At 64.6% G+C, this 15,712-nt stretch carries 15 protein-coding genes; 8 read left to right on the top strand and 7 right to left on the bottom strand.

What is annotated here, in order from left to right; all coding sequences use genetic code 11:
• Window positions 1–58 precede the first annotated feature (58 nt).
• The 5 genes from GEV05_16490 to GEV05_16470 are packed head-to-tail and all read right to left on the bottom strand — an operon-like array spanning window position 59 to window position 5,450.
• Window positions 59–265, bottom strand: a complete 207-nt coding sequence (locus tag GEV05_16490) for a YHS domain-containing protein (protein ID MPZ44963.1) — start codon at window positions 263–265, stop codon at window positions 59–61.
• 18 nt (window positions 266–283) lie between these two features.
• The gene (locus GEV05_16485) at window positions 284–1,513 is read right to left on the bottom strand and encodes a hypothetical protein (GenBank protein ID MPZ44962.1); all 1,230 of its coding nucleotides are present in this window, start codon (window positions 1,511–1,513) and stop codon (window positions 284–286) included.
• A gap of 3 nt (window positions 1,514–1,516) precedes the next feature.
• Window positions 1,517–2,818, bottom strand: coding sequence for a hypothetical protein (locus GEV05_16480; GenBank protein MPZ44961.1), 1,302 nt, complete (start codon window positions 2,816–2,818; stop codon window positions 1,517–1,519).
• 30 nt (window positions 2,819–2,848) lie between these two features.
• On the bottom strand, window positions 2,849–4,213 hold the full coding sequence (locus GEV05_16475) for a hypothetical protein (protein ID MPZ44960.1): 1,365 nt from the start codon (window positions 4,211–4,213) through the stop codon (window positions 2,849–2,851).
• A gap of 43 nt (window positions 4,214–4,256) precedes the next feature.
• Window positions 4,257–5,450, bottom strand: coding sequence for a hypothetical protein (locus tag GEV05_16470; protein ID MPZ44959.1), 1,194 nt, complete (start codon window positions 5,448–5,450; stop codon window positions 4,257–4,259).
• A gap of 552 nt (window positions 5,451–6,002) precedes the next feature.
• Between GEV05_16470 and GEV05_16465 the strand changes: the two genes are divergently transcribed.
• From GEV05_16465 to GEV05_16450, 4 genes are all read left to right on the top strand, one after another.
• Window positions 6,003–7,238 carry a citramalate synthase gene (locus GEV05_16465; protein ID MPZ44958.1) on the top strand — a complete coding sequence of 412 codons (1,236 nt, stop codon included), beginning with the start codon at window positions 6,003–6,005 and terminating at the stop codon, window positions 7,236–7,238.
• Window positions 7,235–7,810: a hypothetical protein gene (locus tag GEV05_16460; protein MPZ44957.1), complete on the top strand. Its 576-nt coding sequence runs from the start codon at window positions 7,235–7,237 to the stop codon at window positions 7,808–7,810. The genes GEV05_16465 and GEV05_16460 overlap by 4 nt, the downstream gene beginning before the upstream one ends.
• Window positions 7,811–7,821: 11 nt before the next feature.
• Window positions 7,822–8,328: an acyl dehydratase gene (locus GEV05_16455; protein MPZ44956.1), complete on the top strand. Its 507-nt coding sequence runs from the start codon at window positions 7,822–7,824 to the stop codon at window positions 8,326–8,328.
• A 218-nt stretch (window positions 8,329–8,546) separates the two neighbouring features.
• Complete coding sequence (locus tag GEV05_16450) at window positions 8,547–8,816, top strand: hypothetical protein (GenBank protein MPZ44955.1); 270 nt, start codon at window positions 8,547–8,549, stop codon at window positions 8,814–8,816.
• A 109-nt stretch (window positions 8,817–8,925) separates the two neighbouring features.
• On the opposite strand, the gene GEV05_16445 is transcribed toward GEV05_16450, so the two are convergent.
• Complete coding sequence (locus GEV05_16445; protein ID MPZ44954.1) at window positions 8,926–9,597, bottom strand: FCD domain-containing protein; 672 nt, start codon at window positions 9,595–9,597, stop codon at window positions 8,926–8,928.
• Here GEV05_16445 and GEV05_16440 point away from each other — a divergent pair.
• The 3 genes from GEV05_16440 to GEV05_16430 all read left to right on the top strand — a co-directional run bounded on the left by GEV05_16440 (window position 9,545) and on the right by GEV05_16430 (window position 11,913).
• The gene (locus tag GEV05_16440) at window positions 9,545–10,861 is read left to right on the top strand and encodes an iron-containing alcohol dehydrogenase (protein MPZ44953.1); all 1,317 of its coding nucleotides are present in this window, start codon (window positions 9,545–9,547) and stop codon (window positions 10,859–10,861) included. The genes GEV05_16445 and GEV05_16440 overlap by 53 nt on opposite strands.
• Before the next feature lie 192 nt (window positions 10,862–11,053).
• Complete coding sequence (locus GEV05_16435) at window positions 11,054–11,473, top strand: hypothetical protein (protein ID MPZ44952.1); 420 nt, start codon at window positions 11,054–11,056, stop codon at window positions 11,471–11,473.
• A complete protein-coding gene (locus GEV05_16430) occupies window positions 11,464–11,913 on the top strand; it encodes a hypothetical protein (protein ID MPZ44951.1) in 450 nt (149 codons plus the stop codon). The genes GEV05_16435 and GEV05_16430 overlap by 10 nt, the downstream gene beginning before the upstream one ends.
• Before the next feature lie 352 nt (window positions 11,914–12,265).
• Here GEV05_16430 and GEV05_16425 read toward each other — a convergent pair whose 3' ends face one another.
• Entirely contained in the window at window positions 12,266–13,618 is a 1,353-nt protein-coding gene (locus GEV05_16425) for a hypothetical protein (GenBank protein ID MPZ44950.1), read from the bottom strand.
• Window positions 13,619–14,033: 415 nt separating this feature from the next.
• Here GEV05_16425 and GEV05_16420 point away from each other — a divergent pair, with 415 nt between their 5' ends.
• Window positions 14,034–15,611 carry an FAD-binding protein gene (locus GEV05_16420; protein MPZ44949.1) on the top strand — a complete coding sequence of 526 codons (1,578 nt, stop codon included), beginning with the start codon at window positions 14,034–14,036 and terminating at the stop codon, window positions 15,609–15,611.
• Window positions 15,612–15,712: the final 101 nt, after the last annotated feature.

Here is a 15,712-nt window from a genome sequence, read left to right as displayed (position 1 = left end):
CCGAGGAGGGGCTGGACGCGACAGCGTCGCGGACGAGGTGGTTGGCTGTGAATCGCGGCTACGATGACTGCTTGAGAAAGCTGTCGGGATTGCGCGTGAACTTGTTACGGCAATCCAGCGAATCGAAGTAATACCAGCTCCCGTCGTGGAACTGGCGCGTTCCCATCTTCGGATCGACTTCCTTCGCGCCGCCGGGCGTCATCCCCGTTTGCGCTTTCGCAGCCGCCTCGTCTACGGGCGCCTGACACACTGGGCACTTGGCCATGAACACTCCTCCTCTACGTTAGGCCGTGGCTGTGGCTTTGGACCGGGACTTCGGCGCCTTCGCGTCGCCTTCCTCGGCCACCACCGGCACCGGCCGGCCGAGAATGACGGTTCCGGGGAAATCGATCAGCGCATGGGCGATGCGCGCACGATGCTCGAACGCCGTGCCCAGGCGCATGGTCCAGGCCGACACCCGCCGGAACCACAGCTGCAGATCGAACTCCATCATGAAACCGATGCCGCCGTGGATGCTCTGCGACTGGCGTACGGCCGCCTCGCACTTCTCGTTGCAGAACGCCTTGGCCTGCGAAACTTCAACCGAGGCGGGCAACCCCTGATCGAGCTTCCACAGCGCTTCGAACGTGAGCAGCTCGCCCCCGTCCACCCAGATCTGCATGTCGGCGCACATGTGCTGCACCGACTGGAAGGCACCGATCGGCTGGCCGAACGCTTCGCGGAACTTCGCGTACTCGAACGCCATCTCGATGTCCTTGCGCGCCGCACCGACCATCTGCGCGCACAGCAGCACCGTGCCCCGATCGAGCATGCGCTCGACGATCGGCCAGCCCTCGCCCACCGCGCCGATGACGTTCGCTTTGGGTACCTTCACGTCCTTGAACGTCACTTCGCTCTGCCGGTCCTTGGCCAGCGTGATGAGCCCCTTGTCGCTGATGCCCTTCGATTTGGCGTCAACGATGAAGAGCGTAAGTCCTTCGGCTGCCTTCGAGCCGGACTTGGTGCGCGCAACCACCAGGACGTGATCCGCGGCCGGAAAGTTGTCGACGAAGAGCTTCACGCCGTTCAACACGAAGTCCTCGCCCTGCGCCTTGGCCTGCATCTTCACCGCCGCCGGGATCAAACGCGGATCGTCCTCGGTGAAAGCCCAGGTCATGATCGACTTGCCGGCGACCACATCGGGAAGGTATTTGTCCTGTTGGGCTTGCGTGCCGTCGCGTGCGATGGTGAGCGCCGCGACCGCGGTGCTGTGCAGCGGCAGGGGCGCCAACGCCCGGCCGGCTTCGCGCAGGATCAGGCCCAGGTACACCAGCGGCATGTTGGAGCCGCCGACCTCTTCCGGCATGCACATCCCCTGCCAGCCGAGCTCGGCCACCTTGGCCCACAGATCCTTGGGGTAGCCCAGCGGATCGGTTTCCATCGCCCGCACCAGCGAGGGCGGGCATTCCCCATCGAGGAATTCACGGGCGCTATCGGCGATCATGCGCTCGTCATCGTTCATCAATACGTCCATTGACTAGCCCTCCACTTTCCTGGATTTGCGCGACGACGGCATCCCGAGGCCTCGGCGCGCCACCTGATCACGCATGACCTGCACGCTGCCGTGATTGATGCCGGACTGGAACGACCCCATGACATTGTGCCCGAACACCCCGTCCTCGACTGCGTGGGGAGAAGTCCTCAGCAGGCTGGCGTACGGCCCCAGCATCTGGGTGATGGCCTCGGTGACGCGCACGCCGTGCTCCGGCGCCCACACCTTCTCGGCCGAGCCCTCGTAGGTGAACTTGCCGCCGCGCTCGACGATCGACATGCTGCGCATCGTCATCAGGCGGCAGACTTGCGCTTCGATCCACATCTCGGCGATCTTGTCGCGAATCGCCGCGTCTTTGCCAAGCTCGAAGCCGTCGAAGCTGTTCGACTTGACGAAGTTGACGATGTCCTCGTCGCGGCGCACCGAGATGAGGTAGCGCGACGCGCCGACGCGGTCGAGATTCAGGCCCATGGAGCCCACGCGCCAGCCCTTGTTCTCTTCGCCTAGCAAAGTGGACTTGTGCACGCGCACGTCGTCGAAGAAGGTTTCGTTGGTGCGCGACGCGCCATAGGTCGTGTCCATGGGCGCGGTCGGGTTGTTCTGGATGGTCCACAGCGGCCGCACCGTGATCCCGGGCGTATCCATCGAGATGAGGAAGATCGAGATGCCTTCGTGCTTGGGCGCGGTGCGATCGGTGCGCGCCATGAGATAGATATGGGTCGCCGAGTGCGCGGCCGTGGTGTACATCTTCTGGCCGTTGATCACGTAGTGGTCGCCGTCGCGCACCGCGCTGCACTTGAGGTTGGCGAGGTCGGCGCCCGCGTGCGGCTCGGTGAAACCGAGGCAGAACGAGATCTCGCGCTTGATGAGGCGCGGGACGTAGTACTGCTTCTGCTCCTCGGTGCCGGCCGCCATGATCGCCGGCGCGCCGCTGCCGCCCAGCGAGATGTTCACGCCCGCACGCACGAATTCCTCTTCGACGATGTACTGCGTCAGGCGGTCGCCGCCCTGCCCCCCGTACTCCTTGGGGTAGGTGATGCCGAGCCAGCCCCGCTCGTAGATCTTCTGGTAGAACTCGTGCGCCTTCGGCGACGTACCGCGCGGGCGCTCAGCGTTGGCATGGATGTCCATCTCCTCGGCGAGATCGGACGTCACGTTCTCCTTGATGAACTGGCGCACTTCGCGCCTGAGCGCTTCCTGCTCCGGTGTATATGCAAAGTCCATGGTCTTCCTTCCGTTGATCAAAGGAACGTCTGACGAGCGCAACGTCTGACGAGCGCAGAGCATCCGCACCTGCTGGAATGCGTCCGTACGAAGTCAAGCAATCCCCAGCTTTCGCTTGTAGTCGGGCTCCCAGTACGCGAGCCGCCCGAGCTCCACGCGCTTGTCCATGCTCAAGTCCGGTATCGGCCGGACCTTCGTCGGCTTGTCCACCAGAACGCCGGCGCTCTCCAGTGCAACGCAGCGCGATTCATCGTACCCCAGAATACCCTGGAGAACTTCGCGGTTGTGCTGGCCGAACGTCGGTGCCGAAGCCTGCACCGCGGGCGACATGGCGCTGAATTTCCACGGCCGGCCGACGATCGGGCGGCGCGAACCCATGTTCCGCGCCTGCGGGTAATGCGCCATCTCGAGCAGACCGCGCGCCTTCAACTGCGGATCGAAGTGCAAGTCCTTGCCGTCGAGCACTGCGCCGGCCGGCACGCCGGCCGATTGCAGCCGCTGCATCGCCTCCGTCTTGCTCACCGTAGCCGTCCAGCGCGAGATGATCTCGTCGATCGCGTCGTGGTTCGCGCGCCGCACCGCCTCGGTTGCAAAACGCGCATCGACGGCAAGCTCCGGGCGCCCGATGACCGCGCACAGTGCGCGCCATTCCTCGTCGTCGCGAACGCTCAGCACGCACCAGGCGTCCTTGCCGGCACAGCGATAGCAGCCTTGCGGCGCGTACTGGCGATGCCGGTTGCCGATGCGTTCGCCGGGTGCGCCGTTGGCAATCTGGTCGAGCACATACTCGCTCACGTTATAGCAGCCGAGCTGGTACATGCCGATATCGGCCCACAGGCCGCGCCCGAAGCGGCGGCGGTAGCGCAATCCCAGCATCGCGGCATTCGCGATCGCCCAGGCCGCAAGGAAGTCCACGAACGACTGTCCCGCCTTCGACGGCTCGCCGCCCCTGTACCCGGTCACCGCCGCCAGCCCGTGGGTCGCTTCCTGGGTGGTGGCCTGCGCGGGATACGACGAGTAGGGACCGCCGCGACCGTAGCCGGTGTTCGACACCATGATGATGCCCGGATTGATCTTCTGCAGGTTCGGATAGTCGAGGCCCCAGCCGCGCATGACGCGCGGGGTGAAATTCTCGACGATGATGTCGCTCACCTTCAGCAGATCGACCAGTACCTCGCGCCCTTCCTTGCGCGACAGGTCCACCACCAGCGACTTCTTGCCGCGGTTCACCAGGTTGTAGGTGCTGGTGCGGTTCCACGGGTCGTCCTGCGGGTCGTTGTCGGGCAGCAGACCGGAAAATGCGCCGCCGCGGGTGAAGTCGGGCCGTGCCGGGCCCTCGATCTTGATCACCTCCGCGCCCAGGTCACCCAGCAGCCCGGTCGCATACGGGCCCGCGAACACGTAGCTGCTGTCGATGATCCGGATGCCTTCCAGCGGCAATTTGCTCATGCGTATCATTGGCCATGGTCCATGTGTGGTGCGCGAGTTCGAGGTCGTGGGTTCAGATCACGCCGCGCGCCGCGAGCGTCTGCAGGCTATCCTCGTCGAGCCCCAGTTCGCGGTACACATCGAGGTTGTGCTGTCCCAGCAGCGGCGCCGGGCAGCGGTAGACCGCGGGAGCCTCCGGCATGCTCCAGAGGCGGAACGGAACCTTGATGCGACCGATCACTGGATGGTCGACTTCCTGGAAGAACTCGCGCGCCTCGAGGTGGGGACAGCGGGCGAGGTCGGCAGGTTCCTGCACGACGCCGAACAGCATGTGGTACTTCTCCGATGCCGTGTGGAACAGCTCCTGCATCGTCCGGTCCTTGGTCGCCTCGAGCACCAGCCGGTCGAGATCTTCGCCGTGCACGGTGCGACCCGACACGGTGGCAAAGCGTTCCTCCTTGAGCGCTTCCATGCCGAAGAACTCGACGATGTCGCTCCATTCGGCGCCGCCGCCCGTCTGCCATATGAAGAAGCCGTCCTTGCAGCGCTGCACATGGCCGTACTGAGCGCCGCCCGGCCGTCGCCGTCCCTGTACCGCGCCCGTCCAGCTGTACATGGGCTGATGCACGATCAGGGTCGAAGCGACCACGTCCTGCAGCGAGACGTCCACCTGCTGGCCCTCGCCGTGCAGATCGCGGGCATGAAGCGCGGCGAGCGCGCCGAACGCGCCGCTCAACCCGCCCTCGTACTGCGACTGCATGCCGCCGTGCTTGAGCGGCTCGCGGTCGGCCATACCGCTGATGCTCATGATGCCGCTCAACGCGTAGGTGACGATCTCCTCGGATTCGTAGCTGCTGTACGGACCGGTCTGACCGAACGGCGTGATCGACACCACGATGAGGCCGGGATTGTCTTTTGCGAGCGACTCATAACCGAGTCCCAGCGATGCGAGGTATCCGGGCTGATAGCTCTCGACAATGATGTCGGCGGATTTCGCCAGGCGGCGCAACAGCTCGCGCCCTTGCGCATCGTCGAGGTCGAGCCGCACGCCGCGCTTGTTCAGATTGGCGAGCAGGAAGACGAGGCTTTTTTCCGGATGCGGTGCCTCGCCGAAGTACGGCCCCATCCGGCGCCCCGCGTCGCCGGCGGGCGGCTCCACCTTGATCACGTCGGCGCCGAAGTCGGCGAGGATCTTGGCGCAGATCGGACCCGCGAGCCCCTGGCTCAGGTCGAGCACCTTCAAGTCGTCGAGTATTGCAGGCAGCATGTCGTGCGGCAATCCTGTTTATCGAGTGGCAGTCAAGGACACGGCGAAACCAAGGACACGGCGAAACGCGCCCGGGTCCTGGCGGCGCGCGGCGCGGATTCGCGCAGGTTCGTGACCGGAGGCAGCGCGGGCCGCGGTGTTAGCAATATCGCGCACGCGTTCCCGTGACCGGCTTCAGCCGGGCGAACGCAACACGCATTCGACTCCGCAAGGGGATAGCAGCTCACAGCCTGGTCTATCGGTCAGTGCTTGGCGCATGCCATGGATGGCATGCGGTGGTGGTCGACTTCGTTCTATTCGTGGTCACTGCGTTCCGTCGCCCCGCTCAAAAATCGCGGTGCGCGATCGAGCGTAACGCGTGGCTCGCCCGTCGCGACGCCAGCGCTCGAAGATAACATAGCGGTGGACAAAACGGTTGACACTGTATGGCCAGCGTGATGCAATCGTTTGCACTTCGTCGCAGGCGTTCGAGCGCAACCGCGGCGACCCGGTCTCGCAAAAAAATCTCGTACACTTGCTAGCGGCGCAAGCCACCATCTCAAGGAGACTCCCATGGCTCAACGCTATCCGAAGATCGTCTTCACCGAAGAGGTGATGCGAGAAGGCATGCAGATCGAAAGTGCCTCGATCCCGACCGAGGACAAGGTCAAGCTGCTCAATGCCCTCTCCGATACCGGACTGCAGAACATCGTGGTCGGTTCCTTCGTGAGCCCGAAGTACACGCCGCAAATGAAGCGCATCGAGGATGTGCTGATCAACTTCAAGCCGAAGGAAGGCGTCACCTATCTCGCGATGATCCCGAACGAGCGCGGCATGGAACGCGCCCGCGCGTTCTCGCCGCCGCTGACCCTGTCCCGCGGCAAGAGCCTGCCGCGCACGAGCTGCCACCAGTGCGATGTCTTCACGCGCCGCAACTACAACCGCTCGCAAATGAAGGAAATGGCCGGCTGGGCCAAGACGATCGCGACGGCCAAGGCCAAGGGCGCCAAGGAAGCCGGCATCGGCACCAACGCCACCTTCGGCTCCAACTTCGTCGGCGACTTCTCCGTCGACGTGACCATGAAGTTCATGGAAAAGCAGCACGAGCTCTGGGATGCCGCCGGCATCAAGGTCACCTCGATCTCGGTCGGCGACCCGATGGGCTGGGTGCACCCGGCAAAAATCGAGGAGATGTTCTCGCGCGTCAAGCGCCAGTGGCCCGACATCACCGAGTTTCGCGCCCACCTGCACAATGCGCGCGGCATGGCGATCGCCTCGGCTTACACCGCCATCCGCATGCTCGATGAGCGCGACACGCTGCGCATGGAAGGCACGCTCGGCGGCATCGGCGGCTGCCCGTACTGCGGCACCGGCCAGGCCACCGGCATGATGCCCACCGAAGACTTCATGCACATGCTCGACGGCATGGGCATCGAGACCGGCGTCGACATGGACAAGCTGATCGAGTGCGTCTGGCTGCTGGAAGAAATCCTGGGACGCCAGGCATGGGGCCATGTCTCGCGCGCGGGTCCGCGGCCGATGAAGAAGGAGCGTCTGTTCGACGCCAATGCGCCTTTCGTCGAAACTCTGGACCAGGCCAAGCATTTCATGTACGGGCCGAAGCTCTACGAAGGCGGCATCTCGCCGTGGACCGAGCAGATCACCAGCCCCTATCTGGAGCGGCTGGAGAAGGGTCAGGCCATGTTCGAGGTCAACGGCAACTGGCCGTGGCAGGAGCCTTTCTTTCCCAAGGTGGAAGACGTGCGTGCCGCGATTGCTGAAACCGAGCAGAAAGAGGCCGCCGCATGAGCCAGGCCGCTGCCCAGGGCGAAAGCGCTCTCACTCCCGAGGTCAAGGCGGTCATCGGCGCGACGGCCGAAAAGATCGAGGCGAGCTTCCCGTGGGGAATCGAGCGTGAGGGCCTGCGCATTTTCACGCAGGCCATCATGGACCCCGATCCCCGTTATTGGGACGACGAGTTCGCCAAGAAGACCAAGTTCGGCGGCATCGTCACCCCGCCCATTTATTGCACGTACATCGGCCGGCGCACGCGCCCCGGCGCGGAAGATCCGATCACCCGGGCTTTCGAGGAAAATCCGGAGTCCGACGGCATCCAGGGCGTGCGCACACCGGAAACGCGCGGTGGGCTGCCGAACCTCCCGACCCCGCTCGTGCGCACCCTCAACGCCGGCAACGAGATCGAGGTGCGGCAATACCCGAAGCTCGGCGATCGCATCTTCTCGCAGGCAAAGTACGCGGACATCAAGGAGCGCGTCGGCAAGGATGCTTCGCGCATGCTGATCGTGACCACCGAAACGGTCTACACCAACCAGAACGACGAGGTGCTGTGCATCCTGCGCGCCTCGTCGATCCGGCGCTGAGGATTCGGCTGATGACAACCGCGCAAGAACTGAGGGACAAGAAGCAGACCTATTGGGACGACGTCGAGGTGGGCTACGAGTTTCCGCCGCTCGTCATCGGTCCGCTGACTGCGACGCACCTGTTCCGCTGGAGCGCTGCGATCGAGAACTGGCATCGCATCCACTACGATCAGAGCTTCGCCATCTACCACGAGCAGCTGCCCAACGTCCTCGGCCAGGGGTCGTGGAAGCAAAGCATCCTGCCGCGCTACCTGAAGGATCTCTGCCTGCCCGACGGCTGGCCGTGGAAGGTGAGCTTCCAGCATCGCGCGATGATCGTGCCGGGCGACACGCTCACGATCTGGGCGAAGGTCACGAAGAAGTACGAGGAAGAGGGTCTCGGTTTCCTCGATCTCGACGTCGGCATGCGCCACTACGCCGAGACGTGCCCCGGACGGGCGACGATCGTGCTGCCCATCCGCAACGGCAAGCCGATCCTCTACCCGTTCGTTCCGCCGAAGAAACTCGTTAGTCAGTAGGCCCGAACGGCTGGGGAATCCGAGTGAAATGTGAAGAAGTGAAGAGTGAAAAGGTTCGCCCCTTCACGTTTCACCTTTCACGCTTCACTCTGCGAGCAGCCGAGGTGATCCGTGTGAAACGTGAAGAAGTGAAGCGTGAATTGAAAGGTCCCTTTCACGTTTCACCCTTCACCTTTCACTCCGAACAGACATCCTGACCGTTCATCGAAGAGGAACTCATGGCACGCTGGATTGCGATTGGAAAAGCGCCAGGCTGGGACGACCTGAAGCGCTTCGGCGAGGAGCTGAAGGAAACGCCGCAGTGGCGCATCGACCCGAAGACGACCATCACGAGCGTGTATGCGCTCGGGGACGGCCGGATGATCGCCGAATGTCACGGCGTTTCGCAGGCGGACTTCGACGAGTGGCTGAAGAAGAAGGGGTGGACTGTGGAAAGCGTAACCCCGATTCGGCACCTGGCGAAGAGCGGCGACATCTGGAAGGCCTAGCGCGGGGGTCGCGCGGGGGTCAGGTCTTGCATGTTGCATCCCGCCGCGTTGCCGCGTGGGCGTTGTCGGGGTCGGGGATGCAACATGCAAGACCTGACCCCTACCGCCTTCAGGCGACGTCGCCGTCGCCGCCCCCGGCGCGAAGCTGCATGGCCTGGCGCAATGCCGCCATCGCGTCGTCGTGATAGCGCTTCATGGCAGCTGAAGCCTCTTCGGCCGAGCCCGCGCAGATCGCATCGACCGCCGCGGTGAGCTCGCTCCTGATGCTGGTCGCACGATCGGAAACCATCACCGAGCGGTACCAGAAGCGGATCAGCTTCGTGTTCAGCATCGCGAGCAGGTTGGTGATGGTCTGCTGGCCGGCGATGCGCCACATCTCTTCGCGGATCTTGCGCGAGCTGCGTCCCACGACCATGGGATTGCCTTGGTCGAAGGCATCCTGCATCTCTTTCACCAGCGCCTGCAATCGCGTCTTGTCGGCGCTGGTTGCGCGCGCAGCCGTCCGGCGCACCAGGTAAGGCTCGAGCACGCCGCGCGTCTCGAAGATCTCGACGGCCTCCGCCTCGCTCACCATGCGTACGTAGGCGCCGCGATAGGGCTCGATCGCTACCAGACCGTCATGTTCGAGCCGCGCCAACGCCCGGCGGATGCGTGCACGATTCGAGCTCAGGTTCTCGGCAAGCTCGGTCTCCACCAGGCGCTGCCTGGGATGAAGCTCGCCGCGCAGGATGCGCTCGCGCAGGATGTCGTACTCGTCGGGTGCCTGTTTGTTCGCAGCCATGGCCCGCGGATTATTGCATGGCTATCATGCAAGCTGTCTCACAGGAACGTTATGCAAGGAGTCGCCCATGGAAGCCGCCGCCCCTTTTCGCCACCGCTCGTTCCCGCTGAGCATCCACGCCGGCAAGGGTTCGCTCGACCAGCTGCGCGGCGAGGTCGACCGCACCAAGGCCAAGCGTGCGTTCGTGGTTTGCGGCAAGTCCGTCGCGACCCGAACCGACCTGGTCGCCCGCGTGAAGGACAATCTCGCCGAAAAGTTCGCCGGCGTCTTCGATGGCGTGGCGACGTCCTCGCCGCTGCCGTCGGTGCATGAGGGAACGGCTGCCGCGCGCGCAGCCAATGCCGATCTGATCGTCGCGATCGGCGGCGGCAGCGCGATGGTGACAGCACGCGCGATCATCATCCTGCTCGCCGAGAAAGGCGACATCCACCAGATCTGCACCCAGTATCCGCCCGGACAGGCGCCGGTGAGCCCGCGGCTCATGGCGCCGAAGATTCCCAACATCCTCGTCCTCACCACGCCCAGCACCGCGATGACACGCGCGGGAACGGCGGTCATGGATACCGAGACGCATCATCGGCTGGAGCTGTTCGATCCCAAGACGCGTCCGTTCGCGATGATCTGGGACGACGACGCGCTCGCGACCGCGCCGGCCGATCTCTATCTCAGCACCGCGGCCTCGGCCTTCAGCGGCATTCTCACCGGCGCAGCCGCACCCCGGACCAATCCGATCTCGCACGGCGACTTCCTGCAGGGCCTGCGGCTGTCGCTGGAAAGCCTGCCGCTCATTCGCACCGATCCGCAGAACGCGACCGCACGCATGAATCTCGTCGCCGCATCGTTCCTGAGCAACCGCGCTCTCGACAGTATGCGCGGAAGAGCGTTTGGCATCATCTCTTCGCTCGGGCACGTGGTCGACACGCTGTACGAGAACGTGACGCACGGCGATGCGTATTCCCTCACGACGGCTTGGGGCTTGCGGTTCAACCTCGAGCCGACCGCCGCCGGTCTCGCGCGGCTGGCCCAGGGTCTGGGCGTCGGCGACGGACTCTCTCAGATCGACGCGGCCCGCCGCGCCGCCGACTTCGTCGAGGATTTCTACCGGCGTCTCGGCATGCCCGTGCGGCTGCGCGATGCCCGCATCCCGCAAGAAGACATCGGCCGCATCGCGCACGATGCCATGGGCGACTTCTACCTGCATCAGAATGCGCGCAAGGTGAAGGACGAGTCCGAGCTGGTGGATTTGCTGCGGCAGATGTGGTGATCCGGCAGATGGGGTGATCCGGCTCATGCGTGTGCCACATGCAGCCGCACCGGCTCGCCGCGCTACACGACGTAAAGGCGAGCCGGCGCATTTCGCATGCGCCGCCAAATGGAATACCATTGCTCACTCGATATTCGACGCGCTGCTGCCGCTCGCTCAGGCCCGCGGCCGTCCGACCGAAGAGGAATCGACATGGCTCACGACGACGAAAATCGCAAGCTATTGGATTGGGAGAAACTCGAGGTGCCCGAGCAGCTGCCCTCGCTTTCCTATGTGCTCACGCAGGAGATGATCGATGAATTCCGCAGGGGCGTGATGGACCCGGAAGCGTCCTTCCCCACCATTTCGCACAAGGTGGACGTGCGTCCCTACCACGAGGTCTACCGCGACAACGGTTCGGTCAACGCGCGCTGCGCGTTCTACTGCTACAACGCGCCGATGCCGGGCAAGCGCATCAACGTCCAGGCCTGGATCACGGACAAGTATGCGCGCCGCGGCAAGACCTACCTCGTCACCGAAGCGATCTCGGTCGACGAAGACGGCCGCCTGCTGGACCGCGTAGTCACGCACGAGTTGAAGCAGCCTTCGGAGGTTGGAAAGAAATGGCAATAGCGCGCACGTTCAATGTCGGCGACGAGTTGCCGCCGCTCACCAAGACCATGACGCAGGAGGCGATCAACCTGTTCGAGAAGAGCGGGGGCGCCACCGGGCCGAGCCAGTTCACGGACGCCGAGAGCGCCCGCAATACGCTGGGCACCAGCAGCACCGTCGCCTCGGGGCGCATGTCGCTCACCTTCGCCACGGAGCTTTTGCGCCGTTACTTCGGGCCCGAGTTCTACAACCGCAAGGGATCGGTCGACATGCGCTTTCTGCGCCCGGTGCGACCGGGGGATTCGGTAACGTTCAAGGGCAAGATCACCGCGGTGGCCAAGGAGCCCGATGGCTATCGCATCGCGGTGGAGGTGAGCGCCACGAATCAGAAGGGCGATACCACCGCGGCCGGGACGGGAGCGTGCATCGTGCCCAGCATCCTGATGCCGGCCGAGGATTGAGCTGCGAGCTCGATAGCCTCACCGGGAACCACACCACCCCGTCTCCTTCGCCGACACCCCGCCTCGTGAGCGGCGGGGAAGGTCCAAACATTCCCCCCGCCTGCCAAGGAGGGGCGGGACGCGCAGATGGGCGGACGGTGTGGTTCTCGTGCGATCGAGCACCACACCACCCCGGCGCTTCGCGCCACCCCTCCTCATGAGAGGAGGGGATGACATAAGCATTCCCCGCCTGCCAAGGAAGGGCGGGACGCGCAGATGGGCGGACGGTGTGGTCCGAGGCGCGACTTCGAAGTCAGCGTAGAGGGAGTCCAGGAGATTCTCCTGAACTCCCGCCACGACCTCCCCCTCCTCGTTAGGCTGCGATCGTCACCACGTCCAGCAACTGGGCGACGTCCTTCACCTTCTCCAGGCGCTGCACCAGCTCGATCGCGGTGGACGCCTTGTCCTTGCCCAGGATCGCCTCGGTATTCATGCGGAATTTGTCGATCACGGCATCGCCGGTCAGGTGCGTCGCGGTCTTCATCACGAAGTCGTGCACCGTGCCGTCTTTCATGCTGATGCGCAGGCGGGCGTCCAGATTCCCGTCGGCGATATGCGGGCGGCGCAGCACTACGTCGGTGTTGCGCACCAGGCGCACGCGCTGCATGAACGCCTGCAGATCGCCCTTGGCCGCACGTTTGTCGGTGAAGGTCTCGTAATCCACCTTGCCGTCGATGAAGGCGGCCGAGATGTTGTAGGCGAGGCTGAACTTGCCTTCCAGGCCCTGGCGCACTTCGGTGCGCAGCAGCGCGCCCGTGCACGGAATGTTCGGGCCGATGTGCTCGACCGACTCGACATCCTGCGCCTTGAGCTTCTTCTCCTTGATGAACGGCAGCAGGTTCGTAAGCGTCTGGTGGTTGCCGCCGCAGCACGGCCACGGCTTGATGCGCGTGCCCTCTTCCTCCAGGTAGTACACCTTGCCGAGGAATTTGGTCATGCTCGGGATGCTGCACTTCTCGCCGCCGAAGTTGTCGGCGTAGCCTTGCCGGCCCTCGATGATGTCCGGATCCGAGCTGAAGCCCTTGGCCGCGAGCTTGGCCGCGATGATGCCGTTCCTGGACGCCTGCCCCGGATGGAAGGGCTTGGTCATGGTGCCGAAGTTGCGCCTCAAGCCCCCGGCTTCGGAGCCGGCGATGCCCAATGCCATGCGGGTTTTCTCCGCGTCGAGCTTCAACAGCTTCGAAGCTGCCGCCGCGGCCGCCATCGTGCCGTAGATCGCGGTGGGGTGCCAATCGCGATCGGTGTGATTGTTGGCGCTCAGCCGTGTGCCGATCTCGTAACCCACTACCCACCCGGTCAACACCTCCGTGCCCGACAGATGCAGCTCGTCGGCAAGGGCGAGAACCGTCGGGGTGAGCACGGTGGCGGGATGTCCGCCGCAGCCGCCCAGATCATCGAAGTCCTCGGAGTGGCCCGTGGTGCCGTTGGCGAATGCCGCCTGTGCGCTGGCGGTGCGGATGTTCGTGCCGATGACACGCGACTGCGCATTGCCGCCTTGCTCGCGGACGAACTCGAGCATGATCTTGCCGAGTTGCGAGCTGGTGCCATACGTCGCCGTGCCGATGTAGTCGAGTATCGACTTCTTCGCCTGCTCGATCGCCGCGGCGGGGATTTGCTCATAGGTCGTGTCGGCAATCCAGCGCGCCAGTGTTTCGGTCGTTCCCATAACGATCTCCTCGGGTTGCGCGGCGCCCCGGATGCCGGCGCGCCGGGTGATGCATGAATCGGCTCAGGTGAAACCGCGCGAATCGACTCGCGCGTTGTCCGTGTCGCCTGTTGCGATGTGCGGCTGGACAATTGTAGGACAAGGAACGATGTTCTGGTTGGCTTTGCTCGCGAGCCAAGTCCACCATGAGAGATGCAACCGGCGGCCGCCCGAGGAGCCTGCGCCGCTCCGGTTCTCGCTTGAGCGGCCGCCGTGATCGCGCCCTGCGACGGCGCCGTCCCGGGTTCTCAACAGCCGATAATGTCCACGATGAGAACTTATCTGCCGGCAGCGCCGCAGGATACCTGGATTCCGGCCAGGGAACAGGCCAAAAACGCTAAACTCGCAGACTGCGTTCGGCAACGCGGAAAGCTCCGTGCCGAACCGATTCAACCGCGCGCCGCACAGCGGTCGCGCAGCGGCGGCGGCTTGCATGCGAGCCGCCGCCAATGTCGGAGGTCAATTCAAGGTGCAACAACCGTGGCTACCCGGGAAGTGGGACCGTGAAGCGGACGTGGTGATCGTGGGATTCGGCGGCGCCGGCGCGGCCGCTGCGATCACCGCGCACGATCTCGGCGCGAAGGTTCTGATGCTGGAGAAAGCGCCCGAGGGCGAAGAGGGCGGCAACACCCGCGTGGCGGGCCAGGGCTACCTGCACGTGTCCGACGTGGACAAGGCCGTCACGTATCTGAATGCGATGTGCGGCAACTTCAAGATTCCCCAGGACATGGCCCGGGTATGGGCGCAAGAGGTGCACAGGAACAACGACTGGGTCGCAGCCATCGGCGGCGACCCGCAGGAGCACCAGCACCAGCCGGTCGGCATCGAGTTCCCCGAACTGCCCGGCTCGGATTGCGTGCACAAGTTCCACAACGGCGACATCCTCGGCTACTCGCAGACCTGGGCCTTCTTCGAAAAGTCGGTCAAGCAGCGCCCGCTCGAGGTGCTGTACGAAACGCCGGCGCGGGAGTTGATCCAGGACGGCATCAGCCGCGAGATCCTCGGCGTGCGCGCCGAACGCGACGGCAAGCCCGTGTTCGTCAAGGCGCGCAAGGCCGTGATCCTCACCTGCGGCGGCTTCGAGAACAACCAGGAGATGATCCGCAACTACCTCCCCGGCCTGCCCTACTGCTACACCAACGGCTCGCCGCACAACGAGGGCGACGGCGTGCGCATGGGCCTCATGGTGGGCGCCGACCTGTGGCACATGAACAACTACGCGGGCCCGTCGATGGCGCTCAAGGTGCCCGAGTACAAGACGACGTTTTCGATGACGCCGCTGCACTTCAGCCACGAGCAGCCGGGCGGCATGATCGTGGTGGGGCCGGATGCAACCCGGTTCTGCAACGAGAAGCTGAAGACCATGCACGGCAAGATCCGCAAGCACGGCAAATGGACTCCGACGCCGGTGCCCTGTCCGATGTTCATGGTATTCGATCACGCCGTGTTCTCGGCTGGCCCGCTGTACGACAAGAAGCCGGTCAGCGGCTGGGGCCGCCTCGTCGAGCGCTACGATTGGAGTGATGACAATCGTGCCGAGCTCGAACGCGGCTGGATCAAGCGCGCGAACACGCTCCCCGAGCTGGCCCGCGACATCGGGCTCGATCCCGAAGCGCTACCGGCCACCGTCGCGCGCTGGAATGCGGCCTGCGCGAGCGGCAAGGACGAAGCGTTCGGGCGCAAAGTCATGCTCGCTGCGTTCGGCCAAGGGCCGTACTACGCGATCGAGCTTTCGCCCTCGATGCTCAATACGCAAGGCGGGCCACGGCGCAACGCCAAGGCGCAGATCGTGCGCCCCGACGACACCCCGATCCCGCGGCTCTACAGCGCCGGCGAACTGGGCTCGATCTACAGCTACATGTACCAGGGCACCGGCAACATCGGCGAGTGCCTCGCCTTCGGCCGAATCGGCGCGCGCAACGCGGTGGCCGAGACGCCGTGGGATAAGGGATAGGACGGTAGCGGCGGCGACACACTGCCGCGGCTCGGGACGGTCATGATGGAGCGGACGGTGCGAATCGGCGACATCGCTGCGGCGCGAAGCAAGTGGAGTCG

It is taken from the genome of Betaproteobacteria bacterium (genome assembly GCA_009377585.1).
GTDB lineage: Bacteria > Pseudomonadota > Gammaproteobacteria > Burkholderiales > WYBJ01 > WYBJ01.
This window is presented reverse-complemented; position numbering and strand designations above follow the sequence as displayed.

What these genes read in the sequence shown, in the direction of transcription:
- GEV05_16455 (MPZ44956.1), top strand. Translation starts at nt 7,822, where the DNA reads ATGACAACCGCGCAAGAACTGAGGGACAAGAAGCAGACCTATTGGGAC.
- GEV05_16425 (MPZ44950.1), bottom strand. Translation starts at nt 13,618, where the DNA reads ATGGGAACGACCGAAACACTGGCGCGCTGGATTGCCGACACGACCTAT.
- GEV05_16430 (MPZ44951.1), top strand. Translation starts at nt 11,464, where the DNA reads ATGGCAATAGCGCGCACGTTCAATGTCGGCGACGAGTTGCCGCCGCTC.
- GEV05_16440 (MPZ44953.1), top strand. Translation starts at nt 9,545, where the DNA reads ATGCGCTCGCGCAGGATGTCGTACTCGTCGGGTGCCTGTTTGTTCGCA.
- GEV05_16490 (MPZ44963.1), bottom strand. Translation starts at nt 265, where the DNA reads ATGGCCAAGTGCCCAGTGTGTCAGGCGCCCGTAGACGAGGCGGCTGCG.
- GEV05_16480 (MPZ44961.1), bottom strand. Translation starts at nt 2,818, where the DNA reads ATGCTCTGCGCTCGTCAGACGTTGCGCTCGTCAGACGTTCCTTTGATC.
- GEV05_16465 (MPZ44958.1), top strand. Translation starts at nt 6,003, where the DNA reads ATGGCTCAACGCTATCCGAAGATCGTCTTCACCGAAGAGGTGATGCGA.
- GEV05_16470 (MPZ44959.1), bottom strand. Translation starts at nt 5,450, where the DNA reads ATGCTGCCTGCAATACTCGACGACTTGAAGGTGCTCGACCTGAGCCAG.
- GEV05_16450 (MPZ44955.1), top strand. Translation starts at nt 8,547, where the DNA reads ATGGCACGCTGGATTGCGATTGGAAAAGCGCCAGGCTGGGACGACCTG.
- GEV05_16460 (MPZ44957.1), top strand. Translation starts at nt 7,235, where the DNA reads ATGAGCCAGGCCGCTGCCCAGGGCGAAAGCGCTCTCACTCCCGAGGTC.
- GEV05_16445 (MPZ44954.1), bottom strand. Translation starts at nt 9,597, where the DNA reads ATGGCTGCGAACAAACAGGCACCCGACGAGTACGACATCCTGCGCGAG.
- GEV05_16435 (MPZ44952.1), top strand. Translation starts at nt 11,054, where the DNA reads ATGGCTCACGACGACGAAAATCGCAAGCTATTGGATTGGGAGAAACTC.
- GEV05_16475 (MPZ44960.1), bottom strand. Translation starts at nt 4,213, where the DNA reads ATGATACGCATGAGCAAATTGCCGCTGGAAGGCATCCGGATCATCGAC.
- GEV05_16485 (MPZ44962.1), bottom strand. Translation starts at nt 1,513, where the DNA reads ATGGACGTATTGATGAACGATGACGAGCGCATGATCGCCGATAGCGCC.